The organism is Pseudomonas sp. TE50-2, assembly GCF_040813665.1.
Taxonomy (GTDB): Bacteria; Pseudomonadota; Gammaproteobacteria; order Pseudomonadales; family Pseudomonadaceae; genus Aquipseudomonas; species Aquipseudomonas soli.
In genome coordinates this window covers 4,695,762-4,715,891 of record NZ_JBFNXN010000001.1, presented here as the reverse complement: position 1 = coordinate 4,715,891, position 20,130 = coordinate 4,695,762, and the positions used below count along the sequence as shown (strand labels likewise).

Annotated in this window: 20 protein-coding genes and 1 tRNA gene; 6 read left to right on the top strand and 15 right to left on the bottom strand. The window is 65.3% G+C overall.

Annotated features, from left to right (window positions below):
• Positions 1-255 precede the first annotated feature (255 nt).
• Positions 256-1,737 carry a glutamate--tRNA ligase gene (gene gltX, locus AAHK21_RS21585; protein WP_102685439.1) on the bottom strand — a complete coding sequence of 494 codons (1,482 nt, stop codon included), beginning with the start codon at positions 1,735-1,737 and terminating at the stop codon, positions 256-258.
• Between the two features lie 141 nt (positions 1,738-1,878).
• Here gltX and AAHK21_RS21580 point away from each other — a divergent pair, with 141 nt between their 5' ends.
• Together AAHK21_RS21580 and AAHK21_RS21575 are read left to right on the top strand one after the other, a co-directional pair.
• Entirely contained in the window at positions 1,879-2,934 is a 1,056-nt protein-coding gene (locus tag AAHK21_RS21580; RefSeq protein WP_367858284.1) for an HlyD family secretion protein, read from the top strand.
• 49 nt (positions 2,935-2,983) lie between these two features.
• The gene (locus AAHK21_RS21575; RefSeq protein WP_172670923.1) at positions 2,984-4,474 is read left to right on the top strand and encodes an MDR family MFS transporter; all 1,491 of its coding nucleotides are present in this window, start codon (positions 2,984-2,986) and stop codon (positions 4,472-4,474) included.
• A gap of 161 nt (positions 4,475-4,635) precedes the next feature.
• Here the strand turns inward: AAHK21_RS21575 and uvrB are convergent, their stop codons facing one another.
• A complete protein-coding gene (uvrB, locus tag AAHK21_RS21570; protein WP_102685436.1) occupies positions 4,636-6,651 on the bottom strand; it encodes an excinuclease ABC subunit UvrB in 2,016 nt (671 codons plus the stop codon).
• A 289-nt stretch (positions 6,652-6,940) separates the two neighbouring features.
• On the opposite strand from uvrB, the gene AAHK21_RS21565 reads away from it, so the two are divergent.
• Complete coding sequence (locus AAHK21_RS21565; RefSeq protein WP_367858283.1) at positions 6,941-8,137, top strand: amino acid aminotransferase; 1,197 nt, start codon at positions 6,941-6,943, stop codon at positions 8,135-8,137.
• A gap of 61 nt (positions 8,138-8,198) precedes the next feature.
• Positions 8,199-8,274: transfer RNA gene (locus tag AAHK21_RS21560), tRNA-Asn, on the top strand.
• 54 nt (positions 8,275-8,328) lie between these two features.
• Here the strand turns inward: AAHK21_RS21560 and AAHK21_RS21555 are convergent.
• From AAHK21_RS21555 to ccmA, 13 genes are all read right to left on the bottom strand, one after another.
• A complete protein-coding gene (locus AAHK21_RS21555; protein WP_367858282.1) occupies positions 8,329-8,745 on the bottom strand; it encodes a cupin domain-containing protein in 417 nt (138 codons plus the stop codon).
• A 109-nt stretch (positions 8,746-8,854) separates the two neighbouring features.
• Positions 8,855-9,643 (bottom strand): PhzF family phenazine biosynthesis protein, encoded by a 789-nt coding sequence (locus tag AAHK21_RS21550; RefSeq protein ID WP_111532663.1) that lies wholly within the window; start codon positions 9,641-9,643, stop codon positions 8,855-8,857.
• A gap of 49 nt (positions 9,644-9,692) precedes the next feature.
• On the bottom strand, positions 9,693-10,631 hold the full coding sequence (locus AAHK21_RS21545) for a 2-hydroxyacid dehydrogenase (RefSeq protein WP_367858281.1): 939 nt from the start codon (positions 10,629-10,631) through the stop codon (positions 9,693-9,695).
• 53 nt (positions 10,632-10,684) lie between these two features.
• Positions 10,685-11,110: a hypothetical protein gene (locus AAHK21_RS21540; protein WP_367858280.1), complete on the bottom strand. Its 426-nt coding sequence runs from the start codon at positions 11,108-11,110 to the stop codon at positions 10,685-10,687.
• A 13-nt stretch (positions 11,111-11,123) separates the two neighbouring features.
• A complete protein-coding gene (ccmI, locus tag AAHK21_RS21535) occupies positions 11,124-12,311 on the bottom strand; it encodes a c-type cytochrome biogenesis protein CcmI (protein WP_367858279.1) in 1,188 nt (395 codons plus the stop codon).
• A complete protein-coding gene (locus AAHK21_RS21530) occupies positions 12,304-12,780 on the bottom strand; it encodes a cytochrome c-type biogenesis protein (RefSeq protein WP_046854702.1) in 477 nt (158 codons plus the stop codon). The genes ccmI and AAHK21_RS21530 overlap by 8 nt, the downstream gene beginning before the upstream one ends.
• Positions 12,777-13,313, bottom strand: a complete 537-nt coding sequence (locus tag AAHK21_RS21525; protein WP_367858278.1) for a DsbE family thiol:disulfide interchange protein — start codon at positions 13,311-13,313, stop codon at positions 12,777-12,779. Before AAHK21_RS21525 ends, AAHK21_RS21530 begins: the two co-directional genes overlap by 4 nt.
• Positions 13,310-15,283 (bottom strand): heme lyase CcmF/NrfE family subunit, encoded by a 1,974-nt coding sequence (locus AAHK21_RS21520; protein WP_367859017.1) that lies wholly within the window; start codon positions 15,281-15,283, stop codon positions 13,310-13,312. The genes AAHK21_RS21525 and AAHK21_RS21520 overlap by 4 nt, the downstream gene beginning before the upstream one ends.
• An 11-nt stretch (positions 15,284-15,294) precedes the next feature.
• Positions 15,295-15,750, bottom strand: coding sequence for a cytochrome c maturation protein CcmE (gene ccmE / locus AAHK21_RS21515; RefSeq protein WP_023632021.1), 456 nt, complete (start codon positions 15,748-15,750; stop codon positions 15,295-15,297).
• Positions 15,747-15,923 carry a heme exporter protein CcmD gene (gene ccmD / locus AAHK21_RS21510; protein WP_046854700.1) on the bottom strand — a complete coding sequence of 59 codons (177 nt, stop codon included), beginning with the start codon at positions 15,921-15,923 and terminating at the stop codon, positions 15,747-15,749. The genes ccmE and ccmD overlap by 4 nt, the downstream gene beginning before the upstream one ends.
• A complete protein-coding gene (locus tag AAHK21_RS21505; protein ID WP_023632019.1) occupies positions 15,920-16,687 on the bottom strand; it encodes a heme ABC transporter permease in 768 nt (255 codons plus the stop codon). The genes ccmD and AAHK21_RS21505 overlap by 4 nt, the downstream gene beginning before the upstream one ends.
• A gap of 46 nt (positions 16,688-16,733) precedes the next feature.
• A complete protein-coding gene (gene ccmB / locus AAHK21_RS21500; RefSeq protein ID WP_031315999.1) occupies positions 16,734-17,402 on the bottom strand; it encodes a heme exporter protein CcmB in 669 nt (222 codons plus the stop codon).
• Positions 17,399-18,031: a cytochrome c biogenesis heme-transporting ATPase CcmA gene (gene ccmA, locus AAHK21_RS21495; RefSeq protein ID WP_110605664.1), complete on the bottom strand. Its 633-nt coding sequence runs from the start codon at positions 18,029-18,031 to the stop codon at positions 17,399-17,401. The genes ccmB and ccmA overlap by 4 nt, the downstream gene beginning before the upstream one ends.
• A gap of 133 nt (positions 18,032-18,164) precedes the next feature.
• On the opposite strand from ccmA, the gene AAHK21_RS21490 reads away from it, so the two are divergent.
• Entirely contained in the window at positions 18,165-19,733 is a 1,569-nt protein-coding gene (locus AAHK21_RS21490; protein WP_367858277.1) for a flagellar hook-length control protein FliK, read from the top strand.
• Positions 19,730-20,071 carry an EscU/YscU/HrcU family type III secretion system export apparatus switch protein gene (locus AAHK21_RS21485; RefSeq protein WP_110704118.1) on the top strand — a complete coding sequence of 114 codons (342 nt, stop codon included), beginning with the start codon at positions 19,730-19,732 and terminating at the stop codon, positions 20,069-20,071. The genes AAHK21_RS21490 and AAHK21_RS21485 overlap by 4 nt, the downstream gene beginning before the upstream one ends.
• Positions 20,072-20,130: the final 59 nt, after the last annotated feature.

The window sequence follows — 20,130 nt, the reverse complement described above, 5'->3', positions numbered from 1 at the left end:
GGCTGGGTGCCTGGCGTTTCGTTTTCGTTCATCGCTGTGGACGGGGCGCATATTAAGATCGGATTGCAAGGCTGTCAAACGAATTTTCGAAAATATTCAAAAATTTTTTCACAGATAACAATCACTTACCGCCCTGCCCTGCCCCTCTGCGAGGAGTGCGGCCCGTGGGAGCGGGCTTGTCCCGCGATGGCGGTCATGAATCCGACATCGCAATCGCGGGGCAAGCTCGCTCTCACATGGCTGGAAAAGCCTGGATCAGGCGATGTTCGCCAGCAGCTTTTCCCACTCCTTGTTTTCCTTCTTCGACACGCCGCCGAGCAGGTCGATGGCCTGGCGCAGACGGTAGCGGGTCAGGTCGGGGCCGAGGATTTCCATGGCGTCGAGCACCGACACCGAGCTGGCCTGGCCGGTGATGGCAGCGAACATCAGCGGCATGGCGTCGCGCAACTTGAGCTCAAGCGACTCGACCACGGCCTGGATGCAGGCGGTGATGCGGTCCTTTTCCCACTGACGCAGGCTTTCCAGCTTCCACAGGATCAGCTGCATCACCTGGCGCACCTGGTCGGCCGACAGTTTCTTGCTCTCGAACAGTTTGGCGTCGAGCTTCAGCGCGCCTTCGAAGAAGAAGCCACCCAGCGGGGCGACCTGGCTGAAGGTTTCGACCCGGCCCTGGACGTGCGGGGCGATCTTCATCATGTAGTCGCTGTTGAACGCCCACTTCTGCACGCGCGCGGCGAACTCTTGCACCGGCAGTTCACGCAGCCACTGGCCGTTGAGCCACGACAGCTTCTCGATGTCGAAAATCGGCCCGCCCAGGGAGATGCGCGACAGGTCGAAGTGCTCGACCATCTCGGCCAGCGAGAACTTCTCGCGCTCGTCCGGCATCGACCAGCCCATGCGGCCCAGGTAGTTGAGCATGGCTTCGGGCATGAAACCCATGCGCTCGTAGAAGGTCACCGAGGTCGGGTTCTTGCGCTTGGACAGCTTGCTCTTGTCCGGGTTGCGCAGCAGCGGCATGTAGCACAGCTTGGGCTGCTCCCAGCCGAAGTACTCGTACAGCTTGATCAGCTTGGGCGCCGATGGCAGCCACTCTTCACCACGCAGCACATGGGTGATGCCCATCAGGTGGTCGTCGACCACGTTGGCCAGGAAGTACGTCGGCAGGCCGTCGTTCTTCATCAGCACCTGCATGTCCATGCGATCCCATGGAATCTCGACATCGCCACGCAGCATGTCCGGGACCACGCAGATGCCTTCGCTCGGCACCTTCATGCGGATCACGTGGGGCTCGCCAGCGGCCAGGCGGCGCTGCACTTCCTCGTCGCTCAGCAACAGGGCGCGGCCGTCATAGCGCGGGGTTTCGCCGCGGGCCATCTGCTCGGCACGCATCTGTTCCAGCTCTTCGGCGGTGCAGAAGCAGTAGAAGGCGTGGCCGGCATCAACCAGTTCCTTGGCATATCTGGCGTAGATCTCGCCGCGCTCGCTCTGCCGGTACGGGCCGTGCGGGCCGCCGACGTCCGGGCCCTCGTTCCATTCGATGCCGAGCCAGCGCAGTGCGTCGAAGATCTGCTGCTCCGACTCGCGGGTGGAGCGCAACTGGTCGGTGTCTTCGATACGCAGGATGAACTCACCGCCGTGCTGCTTGGCGAAGCAGTAGTTGAACAGGGCGATGTAGGCGGTGCCGACATGGGGGTCGCCGGTGGGCGATGGCGCAATACGCGTGCGAACGGTGGTCATTGAGAGTCTCGAACGAAGAGAAACAAAGGCGCGATGTTAGCAGGGAGCGGGCATCGGGCTCCAGCAATGGCGCTATCGTCACTTGTGACCTTGCCGTCGGCCGCTGTTAAATTTGCTTACACTTTTGCAACGAATGCCCCCATGCCTAGCCCACTCAAACGTCGCTTGCTGATCTTCATCACCCTGGTGCTGCTGGTCGGCCTCGCCTTCCTGGCCCACTGGTACTTCAAGGGACGCTTCTACGAAAGCACCGACAACGCCTATGTGCAGGGCGAGATCACGCGTATCTCCAGCCAGCTGGGGGCGCGTATCGACGAGGTGCGGGTCGAGGACAACCAGCACGTGAGCAAAGGCGACGTGCTGGTGCGCCTGGAAGCCGCCGACTTCGAGCTGGCCGTCGAACGTGCCCGCGCCGCCCTGGCCAGCCGGGAAGCCGAACTCGCCCAGGCGCGCAGCCGCCTGACCCAGCAAGGCAGCCTGATCGCGGCGGGCCAGGCCCAGGTTGCCGCCAACCAGGCCACTCTCGACCGCTCGCAACTGGACCTGAACCGCGCCCAGGCCCTGCGCAAACCTGGGTTCGTCTCCGAAGAGCGAGTGACAACCCTGTCGGCCGAAAGCCATGTCGCCCGCTCCCAGGTGGACAAGGCCCAGGCCGACCTCAAGGGCCAGCGCCAGCAGGTCGACGCCCTGGCCGCCGAACTCAAGCGCCTCGACGCGCAGATCGCCAATGCCCGCGCCGACCTGGCCCAGGCCGAGCTGAACCTGACCCGCTGCGAGATCCACGCGCCGATCAGCGGCACCATCGGCCAGCGCAACGCACGCAACGGTCAGGTGGTGCAGGCCGGTGCCTACTTTCTGTCGATCGTCCCCGACGAGGACATCTGGGTACAGGCCAACTTCAAGGAAACCCAGATCGGCAGGATGCACCCCGGCCAACGCGCCGAGCTGGTGTTCGACAGCTACCCCGACACCCCGATCGAAGGCCGTGTCGACAGCCTGTTCGCCGCCTCCGGCGCGCAGTTCAGCCTGCTGCCGCCGGACAACGCCACCGGCAACTTCACCAAGGTCGTGCAGCGCCTGCCGGTCAAGCTGACCTTCGCCGCGGACAACCCGCTGCACGGCCGCATCCGCCCAGGCATGTCGGTTACCGTTACCGTCGACCTGCGTGGCGAAGACGACGACCAGCATGGCCGGTGACGCGCTGCTGCGCCCCACCGCCGAGCCGACCCGCCGCGACTGGATCGCGGTGATGAGCGTGATGCTCGGCGCGTTCATGGCGGTGCTGGACATCCAGATCACCAATTCCTCGCTCAAGGACATCCAGGGCGCGCTGTCGGCGACCCTGGAGGAAGGCTCGTGGATCTCCACCTCCTACCTGGTGGCCGAGATCATCATGATCCCGCTGACCGCCTGGCTGGTGCAGTTGCTCTCGGCCCGACGCCTGGCGGTGTGGGTGTCGCTGGGCTTCCTGTTGTCGTCGCTGTTGTGCTCGATGGCCTGGAACCTCGAGAGCATGATCGTGTTCCGCGCCCTGCAGGGTTTCACCGGCGGCGCGCTGATCCCGCTGGCCTTCACCCTGACGCTCATCAAGCTACCCGAGCACCACCGCGCCAAGGGCATGGCCATGTTCGCCATGACCGCCACCTTTGCCCCATCCATCGGCCCGGCTCTGGGCGGCTGGCTGACCGAGAACTGGGGCTGGGAATACATCTTCTACATCAACATCCCGCCGGGGCTGCTGATGATCGCCGGGCTGCTCTACGGGCTGGAGAAGAAGGAAGCGCACTGGGAACTGCTCAAGAGCACCGACTACGCCGGCATCGTCACCCTCGGCCTGGGCCTGGGCTGCCTGCAGGTGTTTCTCGAGGAAGGCCATCGCAAGGACTGGCTGGAGTCGAGCCTGATCGTCAGTCTGGGCACCGTCGCCCTGCTCGCCCTGATCCTGTTCGTGATCCTGCAGTTCTCCCGGCCGCACCCGTTGATCAACCTGCGCATCCTCGGCAACCGTAACTTCGGCCTGTCGAGCATCGCCAGCCTGGGCATGGGCGTCGGCCTGTATGGTTCGATCTACCTGCTGCCGCTCTATCTGGCGCAGGTGCAGGGCTACAACGCCCTGCAGATCGGCAAGGTGATCATGTGGATGGGCGTACCGCAGCTGTTCCTGATCCCGCTGGTGCCGCAGCTGATGAAGGTGATCCCGCCCAAGGTGCTGTGCGCCCTGGGCTTCTGCCTGTTCGGCGCCGCCAGTTTCGGCTCCGGCGTGCTCAACCCGGATTTTGCCGGCCCGCAGTTCAACCAGATCCAGGTAATCCGCGCCCTCGGCCAGCCGATGATCATGGTGACCATCTCGCTGATCGCCACCGCTTATATCCAGCCGCAGGACGCGGGGTCGGCGTCGAGCCTGTTCAATATCCTGCGCAACCTTGGCGGCGCCATCGGCATCGCCCTGCTGGCGACGCTGCTGGATGCGCGGACCAAAGTGTATTTCGACTATTTGCGCGAGGCGGTGGTGCCGAACAATCCGCAGGTCGCCGAACGCCTGGCGCAACTGGCCGAACGCTTGGGCAGCGACAATGCGGCACTGGGCAAGCTGTCGGAGATCACCCACCAGCAGGCCCTGATCATGGCCTACAACGATGCCTTCCACTTCGTCGGCATCGGCCTGGTGGTGAGCATGCTGGCGGTGCTGTTGACGCGCAAGCTGCCGCAGGGGTTGAAGGCCGGCGAAGCACATTGAGGGGGCGCTACCCGCCCCATCGTCGGCAAGCCGGTTCCCACACCGACCGCGTCGATTTCAAGGTATTTACCCAAACTTGCGCAAACCCTGTGGGAGCCGGCTTGCCGGCGAATGGGCTGCGAAGCGGCCCCTGTCTCCCACAGAAGTAACACCCTGATCCATCAACTGGCCAGCAAGCGCTCGCGCAACTGTCCGATCTCGTCGCGCAATTGCGCCGCGGCTTCGAACTCCAGGTCGCGGGCGAACTGGAACATCTTCTCTTCCAGTTGCTTGATGCGCTTGGTGATCTGCGCCGGGGTCTGCAGCTCGACCTCGTAGCGCCCGGCCTCCTCCGCCGCCTTGGCCATGCCCTTGCGCTTCTTGCTGCGGGCTCCAGGCACGGTGGCGCCTTCGAGGATATCGGTGATGTCCTTGACCACGCCCTTGGGCACGATGCCGTTGGCCTGGTTGAAGGCGACCTGCTTCTCGCGGCGCCGCTCGGTCTCGTCGATGGCGCGCTGCATGGAGCCGGTGATGTTGTCGGCGTAGAGAATCGCCCTGCCGTTGAGGTTACGCGCGGCGCGGCCGATGGTCTGGATCAGCGAGCGCTCCGAGCGCAGGAAGCCTTCCTTGTCGGCGTCGAGGATCGCCACCAGCGACACCTCGGGCATGTCCAGGCCCTCGCGCAGCAGGTTGATCCCCACCAGCACGTCGAAGGTACCCAGGCGCAGGTCGCGGATGATCTCCACGCGCTCGACGGTGTCGATGTCCGAGTGCAGGTAGCGCACCCGCACATCGTGGTCGGCCAGGTAGTCGGTGAGGTCCTCGGCCATGCGCTTGGTCAGCGTGGTGGCCAGCACCCGCTCGCCCAGGGCGACGCGCTTGCCGATCTCCGACAGCAGGTCGTCGACCTGGGTCAGTGCCGGGCGCACCTCGACCTGCGGGTCGACCAGGCCGGTCGGCCGCACCACCTGCTCCACCACCCGCCCGGCGTGCTCGGCCTCGTAGGGGCCGGGGGTAGCCGAGACGAAGATGGTCTGCGGGCTGACCGCCTCCCATTCATCGAAACGCATGGGCCGGTTGTCGAGTGCCGACGGCAGGCGGAAGCCGTACTCCACCAGGGTTTCCTTGCGCGAACGGTCGCCCTTGTACATGGCGCCGACCTGCGGAACGCTGACGTGGGATTCGTCGATCACCAGCAGCGCGTCATCCGGCAGGTAGTCGTAGAGCGTGGGCGGCGGCGCGCCGGCCGGACGGCCGGAGAGGTAGCGCGAGTAGTTCTCGATGCCGTTGCAGTAGCCCAGCTCGAGGATCATCTCCAGATCGAAGCGGGTGCGCTGCTCCAGGCGTTGGGCCTCGACCAGCTTGTTGCTCGCGTGCAGGTACTCGAGGCGCTGCTTGAGCTCTTCCTTGATGCCGTCCACTGCCTCGACCAGGGTTTCCCGCGGGGTCACGTAGTGGCTCTTGGGGTAGAAGGTGAAACGCGGCAGCTTGCGGATGACCTCGCCGGTGAGGGGGTCGAAGGCGGCGATGTTCTCCACTTCGTCGTCGAACAGCTCGATGCGGATGGCCTCGAGGTCCGATTCGGCCGGGAAGATGTCGATCACGTCGCCGCGCACACGGAAGGTGGCGCGGGCAAAATCCATCTCGTTGCGGGTGTATTGCAGGTCGGCCAGGCGGCGCAACAGGGCGCGCTGGTCGAGCTTGTCGCCACGATCGACGTGCAGGACCATCTTCAGGTATGTCTCGGGGCTGCCCAGGCCGTAGATGCACGACACGGTGGTGACGATGATCGCGTCGCGCCGTTCCAGCAGCGCCTTGGTCGCCGACAGGCGCATCTGTTCGATATGGTCGTTGATCGAGGCGTCCTTCTCGATGAAGGTGTCCGACGACGGCACGTAGGCTTCCGGCTGGTAGTAGTCGTAATAGGAGACGAAGTATTCGACGGCGTTGTTCGGGAAGAATGCCTTGAACTCGCCGTACAGCTGCGCGGCCAGGGTCTTGTTCGGCGCCAGCACCATGGTCGGGCGCTGCACCTGCTGGATGACGTTGGCGATACTGAAGGTCTTGCCCGAGCCGGTCACCCCGAGCAGGGTCTGGTGCGAAAGGCCGGCGTCGATGCCCTCGACCATCTGGCGGATGGCCTCGGGCTGATCGCCGGCCGGCTGGAAGCGGGTGACGAGCTGGAACTCGGACATGACGGACCTCGTGGATGTCGCGGCAACTGTAAATTTAGCCAGTAGTCTATACCCAAATGCGCCCCCGGGGCGCCAGATTCAAGTGCTACCCTCGCCCCTTCAAGGCAATGGACCGGGCAATTCGACCAATGGTCGAAAAATATTTGCGCAAACAGCCGGAAAAGCTGCGCCAGACTGTCGCAGTGACCGGTGGGTATCACTATACTGACTCCCCGTTTGCGCACCGCTTCAGTGCCTTCGGCTGGAGCGTGGCGACCCTATCACTCTCCTATTCAGAGCCAAGGTAACAATGAGCCTGTTTTCCGCTGTCGAGCTGGCACCCCGCGACCCTATCCTGGGCCTCAACGAAGCATTCAACGCCGACCCACGCACCGACAAGGTGAACCTGGGCGTGGGCGTCTACTGCAATGAGGAAGGCCGCATCCCGCTGCTGCGCGCGGTTATCGAGGCCGAGACCGCCCGTGCCGCCCAGCACGCCTCCCGCGGCTACCTGCCGATCGACGGCATCGCCCAGTACGACCAGGCCGTGCAGAAGCTGATCTTCGGCGCCGAATCGCCGTTGCTGGCCGCAGGCCGCGTGGTCACCGTGCAGGCCGTCGGCGGTACCGGCGCGCTGAAGATCGGCGCTGACTTCCTCAAGCGCCTGCAGCCGGGTGCCGTGGTCGCCATCAGCGACCCGAGCTGGGAAAACCACCGCGCCCTGTTCGAGAGCGCCGGTTTCCCGGTACAGACCTACCGCTACTACGATGCCGCCAGCCAAGACGTCAACCGCGCCGGCATGCTCGAAGACCTGAACAGCCTGCCATCGGGCTCGGTCATCGTGCTGCACGCCTGTTGCCACAACCCGACCGGCGTCGACCTGTCGCTGGACGACTGGAAGAACGTGCTGGAAGTGGTCAAGGCCAAAGGCCACATCCCGTTCCTCGACATGGCCTACCAAGGCTTCGGTGCCGGCATCGACGAAGACGCCTTCGCCGTGCGCCTGTTCGCCGAATCGGGCCTGGAGTTCTTCGTCTCCAGCTCGTTCTCCAAGTCGTTCTCGCTGTACGGCGAGCGTGTCGGCGCGCTGTCGATCGTCACCGCCTCGAAGGACGAAAGCACCCGCGTGCTGTCGCAGGTCAAGCGGGTTATCCGCACCACCTACTCCAACCCGCCGACCCACGGCGCCAGCATCGTTGCCGCGGTGCTCAACAGCCCCGAGCTGCGCCAGATGTGGGAAACCGAGCTGGCCGAGATGCGCGAGCGTATCCACGGCATGCGCAAGCAGATGGTCGAGCTGCTGGCCGAGTACGGCGCCAAGCGTGACTTCAGCTTTGTCGGCCGCCAGTGCGGCATGTTCTCCTACTCGGGCCTGACCGTTGAGCAAGTGGCACGCCTGAAGAACGAGTTCGGCATCTACGCGCTGGACACTGGCCGCATCGCGGTCGCCGCGCTGAACCAGAGCAACATCCACGTGGTCACCAAGGCCATCGTAGAAGTGCTGTAACTGCTTGATTGTCTAGGGGAAGCTTGACTTCCCCGAGACACGCAGTAAGATACGCGCAGATTCCGCGATAGCTCAGTCGGTAGAGCAAATGACTGTTAATCATTGGGTCCCTGGTTCGAGTCCAGGTCGCGGAGCCAAACACTGAAAACCTCCAGATGCGCAAGCAGTGGAGGTTTTTTATTGTCTGCGATTCAGCGCTTGGGCAACGGCTCGGTCACCGGTTTGCCCTCCTCTACCAGGCTCCATACCAGAAGCTTGGCTGGCGCGTTTTTACTGGCATTGCGTGAGACGCTGTGCACCGTCCCCGGGGCCTCGTACCAGAATTCGCCAGCCTTGTAGGTCTTCTCCGGTTCGTCATTGAGCTTGGATGTCACCGCGCCTTCCAGCACATAGGCCATGACCGCACCCGGATGCCAGTGGCCGGGCGATGCCTCGCCAGGGGCATAGCTCACCGTGAGCATCACGGCTTTGTTGCCGGGGGAATTGGTGGGGAGCTGCTCCTGGAGGATCCTGACCTGATCAGGCTTTTCGCCATGGGCCCAGGCCAGCGACAGTGGGGCGAGCAGGCCGAGCGTCAGCAGGGCCGCGGGGAAATGGACAAATCGCATGGGGCTTCTCCTGTAGGGATCTGCCTGCAGGTTAAGCCCGGACTCACCAAGGGCAAACGGCCAATTCGCGGAAAAAGCGGGAGGCCGATTGGCCGCCCGCCAGCGGCACTCAAATAAAAATCACACCCCGCAGATACAGCGCCCCTCGCCCACTGATGATCACTCGCCCATTCCCCGGCACATCACACTGCAACTGCCCCTTGCGCGCCCCACCCTGTTCGCAGCGCAAGCTGTTTTTGCCCAGCCGCTCAGCCCAATAAGGCGCCAGCGAAGTGTGGGCCGACCCGGTCACCGGGTCCTCATTGACGCCCACCCTGGGCCCGAACCACCGCGTGACGAAATCGAACCCCCGTCCCGCCGCCGTCACTGCAATCCCCCGCACATCGAATGACGACAAGGCAACGAAATCCGGCTTGAGCCCTTCGATCAACGAAGCATCGTCGATCACCAGCACATAATCGTCCGTCCGGTACAACGCCCGGGCCTCACTCAACCCCAACGCCTCGAGCAACCCCGGCGCAATCTCGACGGCAACCGGCTGCTTGGCCGGGAAATCCATCGCCAGCAGACCATCGGCATTGCGGCTCACCCGCAACTCCCCGCTGCGGGTATTGAAGCGCAGCACCTCGGCCTGCTCCCCCAGTTGCTCGAACAGCACCCAGGCCGCGGCCAATGTCGCATGCCCACACAGGTCGACTTCCACCGCAGGGGTGAACCAGCGCAGGTCGAACGCTTCGCCATTTCGCACGAAGTAAGCCGTTTCGGACAGGTTGTTCTCTTCGGCGATGCGCTGCAGAACGTCGTCGGCCAGCCACTGTTGCAGGGGAATCACCGCCGCAGGGTTGCCGCCAAAAGGCGTGGACGAAAAGGCATCGACCTGGAAGATCTCTAGTTGCATGCAAAGGCTCCTCAAGCCCGGCGCAGTGCCGGGCGGACTCGAAAAGGATTCAACCGCGAACCGGGGTCAGCACCGGCTCGCCGGCAAAGAACGCCTGCAGGTTGCGCAGCACCAGGGTCACGGTGTCGCGCGCGGCTTCCGGCGACTGCCCGGCCACATGCGGGGTCAGCACCGTGTTGCCCAGCGCCTTCAGCGCAGCGGGCACTGCCGGTTCATCATCGAACACATCCAGCGCGGCCCCCGCGATCACGCGCTGCTCCAACGCCGCGACCAATGCCGGGGTGTCCACGACGCTGGCGCGCGCGATATTCACCAGGTAGCCGTCGGCGCCCAGGGCCGCCAGCACCGGAGCATCGACCAGATGCCGGGTAGCAGCGCCGCCGGGCGTGGCGACCACCAGAATGTCCACGGCAGCGGCCAGGTGCAACGGGCTGTCGTACCAGGTGTACGTTTGGTCACGGCGGGGTGTGCGGCTGTGGTAGCTGACATTCATGTCGAACCCCTGGCTCGCACGGCGGGCGATGGCCTGGCCGACCGCGCCCAAGCCGATGATGCCCAGGCGCTTGCCGCTGACCGAGGGGCTGATCACCCGGTTCCATTCGCCGCGCCGGGTACTGGCATCGGCACGCGGGATATCGCGCAACAGCGCCAGCAGCAGCGCCATGGCGTGGTCGGCGACGGCACCGGCGTTTGCCCCAGCGCCATTGGTAACGGTAATACCGCGCGCTGCGGCGGCCTCGAGATCGACCTGCTCGTAGCCGGCGCCAATCACGCAGATGATCTGGAGTTGGGTCAAAGTGGCAATTTCGTCGGCCGTGAGGCCCAACGGGCCGCGGGTGAGCACGGCGTCGATCTCGCCGGCATGGCGGGCGATGGCGTCGGCGCGCATCTGCGGCGACGGTGCGCGAATCAGGCGGTAGCCCGCCTGCTCCAATAGCGGCAGGTAGTCATCGACGGTTTCCACCAGCACCAGGACTGTCTTGCTCATGCCACCCTCCGGTTGTATGCGAAGGGGGATTATGCCAGCCCGCCAGACAATCGCTACTGCGCGAACGCTCTGCCCAGGCCGCCCGGCACGCCACTGCTGTCGGTTTCCTGCCAAGGCCCGCTAGGGCTGAGCGACCAGCTCCAGCCATTGTTCCAGCGATAATAGGTGCGCTGACGGTAGAAGGTGTTGGGTTGTTTCTCCAGCACATAGACCCCCAGCTTCGGATCCCAATGGCTGGCGCCACCAGGCGGCGGCGCGAAGCTGGCAGAAGTGCGGGGCATGGGCTTGGGAATCGCCGCCGGCTTGTTCGGCTGGGTACCGGGCTGGCCACCTGGCAGTGGCTTGACCACCGGCCCCTGGTGCGGTGGCGGCGTGGTCTCGATCGGCGGCAGCGGTTCACGCTCGCCCGGCTGGTGCACCGTACACGCGGAAAGACCCAGGGCCAGGGTGATCAGGGTCAGGCGGACGGTGCTGTTCATGACGGTTGCTCTCTTACGAATCGGGGCTGTCGATGGTCAGGTGCTGGGTGGCCTGGGTGGTGGTGGCCAGTGGCGCACTCTGGCCCTTCCACTCGCCACGGGTCGGCACGCCGGCGCGCGAGACTCGGGCAACCAGTTGGACTTCGGTGAAGTCCGACAGTTTCATCTGCGGCATCATCGCGTCGGCATCCGACAGCTCCACTTCGATCGGCAACTGCGCCACCGTCACCCGCTTGGCCGCCAGCGGCATGGGCGGGCCATTGCTGGCGCGGGCGAAGATGAACACGGTGTCATCCGGGCGCACCTTGTCCTTGAGCGCCGCGCCCAGCTCGACCCGCACTTTCAGGCGCGCAGCCTCGGCGACCTTGCCGCCGCCGGCCTTGAGCTTGTCGGCGGCACGATCGATGCCACCCTGCAACGCGGCACGGGAGGCATCGCCCTCCGGCAGTTGCGCCAACAGGCGCTGCCAGAAGTCGATGGCTTCCTGGAAGCGTTCGCCCTCGAATGCAGCGATGCCACGCAGGCCAAGGCTGGTGACTTCCCGTGGGTCCGCTTTCAGCGCTTCATCGGTGAGCGCTTGCAGTTGCGCCGACCATTGTTTGTCGGCGGCGAAGTACAGCGCCTGGGCCCATTGCCCGAGCAGCTCGGGTTGGCGCCCGGCAAGGGCCACGGCACGCTCGAAGGCCTTGGCCGCGTCGGCCGGCCGTTGCTCGGCCATATAGGCCCGGCCAAGGAAGTACAGGCCCTCGGCCGAATCCGGCTGGGCCTGCACCGCGCGCTCCAGGCGTGTGGTCATTTCGCTCATCGACTGCGGCGCGCTGGCGAACTCCTGGGTCAACTCGACTTTGTCGGCTGCGCCGAAGTGCAGGTAGAGCCCCAGGGCCATCACCGGTACCAGCACCGCTGCCAGCAGTGGGATGGCCTTGCCCAGCCGGCCCTGGCGCACCGCATCGTCGCGTTCGGTGTCGGCCAGCAGCTCGCGGGCGGCTTCGTCACGGCCCGTGGCCAATTGCCGGTCGTCGAGCACCCCGGCCGCCTGCTGGGCGGCCAGTTCGGCGACGCGCTCCTCGTAGAGCGCCACATTGAGGGCGGTACGGTCTTGTTCGGCCTGCTGGCGGCGGTGGCCACGCAGGATCGGCAGCAGCAGGAAAGCCAGGGCGGCGAGCAGCAGCAGGCCCGCGCTAAGCCAGAATTCAGTCATGGGTACGTTCTTTATCCAGCAGTTTGGCCAGACGCTCGCGTTCGTCGGCGGACAGTTCGGTGTTGCCGGCCACAGCCTGCCCGCGGCGACGGCGGACGATCACCGCCAACACCACGAAACCACCGGCCAGGAGGATCCCCGGGCCGAACCAGAGCAGCCAGGTGCGCCCGCTGAGCGCCGGTTTGTAGCGCACGAAGTCGCCGTAGCGATCGACCATGAAATCGACGATCTGCTGGTTGTTCTTGCCTTCACCCAGCATGCGGAAGATCTCGCGGCGCAGGTCGGCGGCGATCGGTGCGTTGGAATCAGCGATGTCCTGGTTCTGGCACTTGGGGCAGCGCAGTTCCTTGGTCAGTTGCTGGTAGCGTTCGCGCTCGGCGTCGTCGCGGAACTGGTAGGTGTCGATGGCGGCCTTGGCCACCCCGGCCAGGCTCAGGCCAAGCACGGCAGCAGTAAGCCAGCGCTTCATGGCCTGGCCTCGTCGACCAGGCCCTGGTACAGCGGCGCCAGCTGCTCGCGCCACACCGTGGCATCGACCACACCGACATGCTTGTAGCGGATGATGCCCTTGGCGTCGATCAGGAAGGTTTCCGGCGCGCCATACACGCCCAGGTCCAGGCCCAGTGTGCCTTGCTGGTCGGCGATGTTCAGCTGGTAAGGGTTGTGGAACTCGGCCAGCCACTTCAGCGCGGCGGCATTGTCGTCCTTGTAGTTGACCCCGTGGATCACCACGCCCTGCTCGGCCAGCTGGTTCAGGTAGGGGTGCTCGACCTTGCAGGACGGACACCAGGTGCCCCACACGTTGACCAGCGCCGGGTGCCCGAGCAGGTCGGCCTGGGTCAGGGTGCGGTCATTCTGCACCGACGCCAGGGAGAACGCCGGGAATGGCTTGCCAATCATTGCCGAAGGCAGTTCGTCGGGCTTGAGGAACAACCCCTTGTAGAGAAAGACCGCCACCAGCAGGAACACCGCCAGGGGCACCACCATGATCCAACGCTTCATGCAGTTGCTCCAGACACGCCCAGGGCCTCACGCACCCGGGTCTTGACCTTGACGCGGTAGCGCCGGTCGAAGGCCGCCAGCAAGCCGCCCAGGCCGGTCAGCAGACCGCCCAGCCAGATCCAGCGAACATAGGGTTTGATATGCACCCGCACCGCCCAGGCGCCGTTTTCCAGCGGCTCGCCCAAGGCGACATACAGGTCGCGGGTGAAACCGGCGTCGATGCCGGCCTCGGTCATCATCGACTGCTGCACGGTGTACAGGCGTTTTTCCGGGTGCAGCACGGACACTTCGCGGCCGTCGCGCGAAACGCGAATAGTGCCCTTGTCAGAAATGAAGTTCGGGCCTTCGAAGTGCTTGGCGCCCTCGAACAGGAAGTGGTAACCGCCCAGCTCGACGCTCTCGCCCGGCGCCATGCGCAGGTCGCGCTCGGCGCTGTTGTTGCTCGACAGCACCACGCCCAGGGCGCAGACCACCAGCCCCAGGTGCGCCAGGTGCATGCCCCAATAGCTGCGGTTGAGCCCAGCCAGGCCTTTGACCAGCCCCTTGTGACGGGTCTTGTCGAGGATGTCGCGCACGCCAGCCAGCACCACCCAGGCGGCCAGGGCGAACACGCTGAGGGCCGGCCAGTCGAAATCATCGACGATCAGCCCGGCGACCGGCGCCAGCACCGCGCTGCCGATCAGCACCGGGGTCAGCATGCCGGCCAGCCACTTGCCGGGGGTGTCCTTCCAGCGCACCACCACACCGATACCCAGCACCACCATCAGCAGCGCCATCAGCGGCAGGAACAAGGCGTCGAAGTACGGCGGGCCGACCGACAGCTTGGCCCCGGTCAGGGCATCGAGCACCAGCGGGTACAGCGTGCCGAGCAGGATCATCGACGCCGCCACCACCAGCACCAGGTTGTTGGCCAGCAACAGGGTTTCACGGGACCACAGGGCAAAGCCCACCTGGCTCTTGACCACCGGGGCGCGCAGGGCGAACAGGGTCAGCGAGCCGCCGACCACGAACAGCAGGAAGAACAGGATGAAGATGCCGCGCGAAGGGTCGGCGGCGAACGCGTGCACCGAGGTCAGTACACCGGAACGCACCAGGAATGTACCCAGCAGGCTCAGGGAGAACGCGGCGATGGCCAGCAGCACGGTCCAGCTCTTGAACACCCCGCGCTTTTCGGTGACCGCCAGCGAGTGGATCAGCGCCGTACCCACCAGCCAGGGCATGAACGAAGCGTTTTCGACCGGGTCCCAGAACCACCAGCCGCCCCAGCCCAGTTCATAGTAGGCCCACCACGAGCCGAGGGTGATGCCGACGCCGAGGAAGGCCCAGGCGACGATGGTCCAGGGCCGCGACCAGCGCGCCCAGGCCGCGTCAAGACGCCCGCCGAGCAACGCGGCGATGGCGAAGGCGAAAGCCACCGAGAAGCCCACGTAGCCCATGTACAGCATCGGCGGGTGGACGATCAGGCCGAAGTCCTGCAGCAACGGGTTGAGGTCGCGACCGTCGCCCGGCACCTGCGGCAGCAGACGCTGGAACGGGTTGGAGGTGATGATCAGGAAACTCAGGAAGCCCACGCTGATCATGCCCATGACCGCCAGTACCCGGGCCAGCATCACCTGGGGCAACTGGCGCGAGAAGATCGACACGGCGAAGGTCCAGCCGCCGAGGATCAACGCCCACAGCAGCAGCGAGCCTTCGTGGGCGCCCCACACCGCACTGAACTTGTAGTACCAGGGCAAGGCGCTGTTGGAGTTGCTGGCCACATAGGCGACCGAGAAGTTGTCGGTCATGAAGGCGTGGGTGAGACAGGCAAAGGCGAAGGCCAGGAAGGCGAACTGCCCCCAGGCCGCCGGCCGCGCCAGGCCCATCCACAGGCTGTCGCCGCGCCAGGCGCCGAGCAGCGGCACGCTGGCCTGCACGGCGGCGAAGCAGATGGCCAGGATCATCGCCAATTGGCCCAGTTCGGGGATCACCAGGGCCGCGTTCATGGCTTGGCCCCCGCATCGCTGGCGGCCTGGCCGCTTTCCTTCAGGGCTTTGGTGACTTCCGGCGGCATGTATTTCTCATCGTGCTTGGCCAATACCTCATCGGCCACCACCACGCCGTCGGCATTGAGCTTGCCGAGGGCGACAATGCCCTGCCCTTCGCGGAACAGGTCGGGGAGGATGCCGCGATAGGTGATCGGTACCGACTTGCTGTAGTCGGTGACCACGAAGCGCACGTCGAGCGAGTCGGCCGAGCGCTGCACCGAGCCTTTCTCGACCATGCCGCCAGCGCGGATGCGGGTGTCCAGCGGCGCCTCGCCGTTGGCGATCTGCGTCGGGGTGTAGAACAGGTTGATGTTCTGCTGCAGCGCGCTCAGGGCAAAGCCCACGGCGACGCCGACACCGGCAAGCAGGCCGAGGATGATGAACAGGCGTTTCTTGCGCTGCGGATTCACGGTTTGTTCTCCCGGCGCAGACGACGCGCCTCTTCTTGCAGGTAGCGACGGCGGGCCAGCAGGGGCGCGGCGACATTCAGCGCCAGCACCGCCAGGCAGATGCCGTAGGCCGACCAGACGTACAGGCCATGGTGGCCCATGGCGAGGAAATCACTGAAGGAGGCAAAGCTCATCGTGCCGCCTCCCGGCCAAGCTGGCTCAGCACTTCATCCTTGACCCAACTGGCCCGCGCCTCGCGCTTGAGCACTTCCAGACGCATGCGCAGCAGCAGCACAGCGCCGAAGAAACAATAGAAGCCCAACGCGGTGATCAGCAGCGGCGCCCACATTTCCACCGGCATTGCCGGCTTTTCGGTGAGGGTGAAGGTGGCGCCCTGGTGCAGGGTGTTCCACCACTCCACCGAGTACTTGATGATCGGGATGTTGATCACGCCAACGATCGCCAGTACCGCGCAGGCCTTGGCCGCGCTGTCACGGTTGCTGATGGCCTGGCCCAGGGCAATGATGCCGAAGTACAGGAACAGCAGGATAAGCATGGACGTCAGGCGCGCATCCCAGACCCACCAACTGCCCCAGGTGGGCTTGCCCCAGATCGCCCCGGTGACCAGCGCCACCGCGGTCATCCAGGCGCCGATGGGCGCCGCGCACTGCAGCGCGACATCGGCCAGTTTCATCTTCCACACCAGCCCCACCACGCCCGCCACGGCGAGCATCACATAGCACGACTGCGCCAGCATGGCGGTCGGCACATGGATATAGATGATGCGGAAGCTGTTGCCCTGCTGGTAGTCCTGGGGGGCGAAGGCCAGGCCCCAGGTGATGCCGACCAGCAACAGCACGATGGCGCAAACGGTCAGCCACGGCAGCATGCGGCCGCTGATGGCATAGAACCATTTTGGGGAGCCCAGCTTGTGGAACCACGTCCAGCTTATTTTCATCAGGGTACATCCAGGGTGTTGGCCGGGCTGCAATGCCCGGCACTCGTTATTCGCCGACGCTGATCTTCAGCCCGGCCGCGATCGCAAAGGGTGCCAGTGTCACCGCCAGCGCCGTCAGGCTGGCAAGCCAGAGCAGATGGCCAGTGGCGGGCATATTCTGCAACGCCGCCTGCAACGCACCACTGCCCAGGATCAATACAGGGATATACAACGGCAGAATCAGCAACGCCAGCAGCAGGCCACCGCGCTTGAGACCGACCGTCAGCGCCGCCCCCACCGCGCCCAGCAGGCTCAGCACCGGCGTACCCAGCAGCAAGGAGGCGAGCAGCACCGGCAGGCAACTGGGCGGCAGGCCCAGCATCAGCGCCAGCAATGGTGCCAACAATACCAGCGCCAAACCGGAAAAGATCCAGTGCGCCAGCACCTTGGCCAGCACCAGCATGGCCAGCGGATGCGGCGAAAGCACCCACTGCTCGAGCGAGCCATCCTCGAAATCACTGCGGAACAACCCGTCCAGCGACAACAATACCGCCAGCAAGGCCGCGACCCAGACCAGTCCTGGCGACAAGGTTTGCAACAATTGCGTCTCTGGCCCTACTGCCAGCGGGAACAGGGCGACGACGATGGCGAAGAACACCAGCGGGTTGGCGAGCTCCGCCGGGCGGCGGAACAACAGCCGCGCCTCGCGACGCAACAGAAGGAGGAATACGCTCATGCCGCCCATTGCCCCAGGTTCAGCTCGCGATAGCCGGATGGCTTGCGTTCGAGCGTATGGTGGGTGGTCAGCACCACGGTACCACCCTGCTCGCAGTGTGCTGCAAGATGCGCTTCGAGTTGCGCCACGCCCTGCTTGTCGAGGGCGGTGAAAGGCTCGTCGAGGATCCACAGCGGCGGGCTGTCCAGGTACAGCCGGGCCAGGGCCACTCGGCGCTGCTGGCCTGCGGACAGGGTATGGCAGGGCACGTCCTCGAAACCGCGCAGGCCGACAGCCTCCAGCGCCTTCCAGATCGCCTCGCGGTTGGCCGGGCGGTGCAACGCGCAGAGCCAGGCAAGGTTCTCTTCGGCGGTGAGCAGGTCCTTGATCCCGGCGGCATGGCCGATCCACAGCAGGATGCTGGCCAGGGCATGGCGTTGTTCGGCCAACGGCTGGCCCCCCAGCAGGATCTGCCCGGCGGTGGGTTGCATGAGCCCGGCCAGCAGGCGCAGCAGGCTGGTCTTGCCACTACCGTTGGGGCCGGCGATCTGCAGCATGTCACCGGGGTGCAGCTCGAAGTGCAGGTGCTCGAACAGCAGCCGCCAGTCGCGCTCGCAGGCCAGGCCCGCGGCTTGGAGGTGAAGGGTCACGGTATCGCCTTATGCAGTCTGTGTCTCAAGTCGCTCCAACCCCTGCCGTTATACTGGCAATGGCGAGCGAGCGGCATTATTGCACGCGCCACGGCGCTGCCAAGAGGGCTGGTTCGACAGGTTGTATACAATCATGACTGAAATCAATAGTCTCAGCACACAAACCGCGGTAAGCGCCCAAGCGACAAGGGTTGCGATGACCGGCGAGCTGCTGCGCCTGCTGCAGGCCCAGCCCGGTCTGCTGCCGCCTGGAGAAACCGCCGAAGCCGAGGTCGTCACCCTGCGCCAGATCGGCCAGGAATTCCAGATGCTGCTGCGGCTCACCCAGGCCAATGGCAACCAGATCCAGGTATTGACCACCGCCAGCCAGCCGATGCCCCCCGGCAGTTTGATCACCGTCACCCAGCCCGAGAGCAGCCGCCTGGCGGTGATGGTGCAGCAGGCCAGTGCCGGCAACATCGCCACCTTGACTCAACTGGATACCCGGCAGCTCCCGGTCGGCACCCTGCTGCAGGCCAAGGTGCTGACCAGCCAGGCACTGCCGCAAAGCCCTGGCTCAGCCGTCACCTTCCGCTCGCTGGTGAGCCTGCTCAACAGCAGCCAGGCGGGCGCCACCCTGGCCATCGACAGCCCGCGCAGGCTTCCCGTGGGCAGCCTGCTCAGCGCGCTGGTGCAGGGCGAACAGGCGCTGCGCTTCGTGCCCCTGAGCGGCCGTCAGGACCAGTTGGCCGTTACCCAGCACCTGTCGACCCAGCAAAGCCTCCAGGCCTCCTTGCCGGGTGTGCTCAACAGCCTGCAGCAGATCGCCAGCAGCCCCGATGCAGCCCCGGAGCTGCGCGCCAGTGCCGAGCGTCTGCTCGCCAGCCTGCCGGAAGCACGGCAACTAGGCGATGCGAAGAGCCTGGCCCAGGCACTGAACAACAGCGGCACGTTCTTCGAATCCAAGCTGCTGGGCGGGCTGGCCAGCGGCATCGCACCCGACCTCAAGGCACAACTGGTCAAGCTGGTGGCCCAGGCGCTGCCCAGCGTGCCCGGCCATCCACCGCTGGCCACCGCGCTGGCCACCGGCACCCTCGCCCAGGCCCTGCCAGGCCTGGCGCGCAGCGCTCTGGGCATGCTCGGCCAGGTCAGCCCACGACCGCTGCCGAGCGCTTTCCCCCTGCCCTCGCGGCTGCTGCAGAAGCTGGAAAGCGAAGGCGACCTGCAGCAACTGCTGCGCCTGGCCGCCGCGGCGATCTCCCGGCTGCAGAGCCATTCGCTGTCCAGCCTGCAGCAGAGCGGCACACTCGACAACGGTAACCAGCAGACTACCTGGCAGACCGAGATCCCTGTTCGCCATGGCCAGGAGTTCATTCCCCTGCAAGTGAAGCTGCAACGCGAAGAACTCCCTGAACAACAGGCCGACCGTGAACGCGAACAGGATGATCCGATGAAAGCTTTGTGGCGCATCGAGCTGGCTTTCGACCTGTCGCCGCTCGGCCCGCTGCAGGTCCAGGCGCAACTGGCTCAGGGCCGACTGTCCGGCCAGCTGTGGGCACAGCAGGAACAAACCGCGCGCCTGATCGACAGCCAGTTGGGTGCCTTGCGCGAACGCCTGGTGGCCCGCGGCCTCGACGTCGGCGACCTGGAATGCCACCCCGGCACGCCGCCCCAAGGCCCGCGCACGCGCCTGGAACAACGCTGGGTGGACGAGAACGCATGAGCAGCAAGCAACCGCGCCAGGCCATTGCCCTGAGCTACGATGGCCAGCAGGCTCCAACCCTGAGCGCCAAAGGTGACGACGAACTGGCCGAAGCCATCCTCGCCCTGGCCCGCGAGCACGAAGTGCCGATCTACGAGAACGCCGAGCTGGTGCGCCTGCTGGCGCGCCTGGAACTGGGCGAGCAGATCCCCGAAGCGCTGTACCTGACCATCGCCGAAATCATCGCCTTTGCCTGGCAGCTACGTGGCAAGGTACCGGCGGGGTTCAGCGATGAGCCCAGCGCACCACGGGACGTGACACCGGTAGCCGCACTACTGCCACCGGGCGGCAACGGGTAATTAGCTACCGCCCCCAGCCTGCAAAAGCCATTCAGCCTTGCCATTCCCACAAATGAGCA

Excerpts from the sequence above, each read along its gene's own strand:
- gltX (WP_102685439.1), bottom strand. The coding sequence starts at position 1,737 with ATGACCACCGTTCGCACGCGTATTGCGCCATCGCCCACCGGCGACCCC.
- AAHK21_RS21580 (WP_367858284.1), top strand. The coding sequence starts at position 1,879 with ATGCCTAGCCCACTCAAACGTCGCTTGCTGATCTTCATCACCCTGGTG.
- uvrB (WP_102685436.1), bottom strand. The coding sequence starts at position 6,651 with ATGTCCGAGTTCCAGCTCGTCACCCGCTTCCAGCCGGCCGGCGATCAG.
- AAHK21_RS21565 (WP_367858283.1), top strand. The coding sequence starts at position 6,941 with ATGAGCCTGTTTTCCGCTGTCGAGCTGGCACCCCGCGACCCTATCCTG.
- AAHK21_RS21555 (WP_367858282.1), bottom strand. The coding sequence starts at position 8,745 with ATGCGATTTGTCCATTTCCCCGCGGCCCTGCTGACGCTCGGCCTGCTC.
- AAHK21_RS21550 (WP_111532663.1), bottom strand. The coding sequence starts at position 9,643 with ATGCAACTAGAGATCTTCCAGGTCGATGCCTTTTCGTCCACGCCTTTT.
- AAHK21_RS21545 (WP_367858281.1), bottom strand. The coding sequence starts at position 10,631 with ATGAGCAAGACAGTCCTGGTGCTGGTGGAAACCGTCGATGACTACCTG.
- AAHK21_RS21540 (WP_367858280.1), bottom strand. The coding sequence starts at position 11,110 with ATGAACAGCACCGTCCGCCTGACCCTGATCACCCTGGCCCTGGGTCTT.
- ccmI (WP_367858279.1), bottom strand. The coding sequence starts at position 12,311 with ATGACTGAATTCTGGCTTAGCGCGGGCCTGCTGCTGCTCGCCGCCCTG.
- AAHK21_RS21530 (WP_046854702.1), bottom strand. The coding sequence starts at position 12,780 with ATGAAGCGCTGGCTTACTGCTGCCGTGCTTGGCCTGAGCCTGGCCGGG.
- AAHK21_RS21525 (WP_367858278.1), bottom strand. The coding sequence starts at position 13,313 with ATGAAGCGTTGGATCATGGTGGTGCCCCTGGCGGTGTTCCTGCTGGTG.
- ccmD (WP_046854700.1), bottom strand. The coding sequence starts at position 15,923 with ATGAGCTTTGCCTCCTTCAGTGATTTCCTCGCCATGGGCCACCATGGC.
- AAHK21_RS21505 (WP_023632019.1), bottom strand. The coding sequence starts at position 16,687 with ATGAAAATAAGCTGGACGTGGTTCCACAAGCTGGGCTCCCCAAAATGG.
- ccmB (WP_031315999.1), bottom strand. The coding sequence starts at position 17,402 with ATGAGCGTATTCCTCCTTCTGTTGCGTCGCGAGGCGCGGCTGTTGTTC.
- AAHK21_RS21490 (WP_367858277.1), top strand. The coding sequence starts at position 18,165 with ATGACTGAAATCAATAGTCTCAGCACACAAACCGCGGTAAGCGCCCAA.
- AAHK21_RS21485 (WP_110704118.1), top strand. The coding sequence starts at position 19,730 with ATGAGCAGCAAGCAACCGCGCCAGGCCATTGCCCTGAGCTACGATGGC.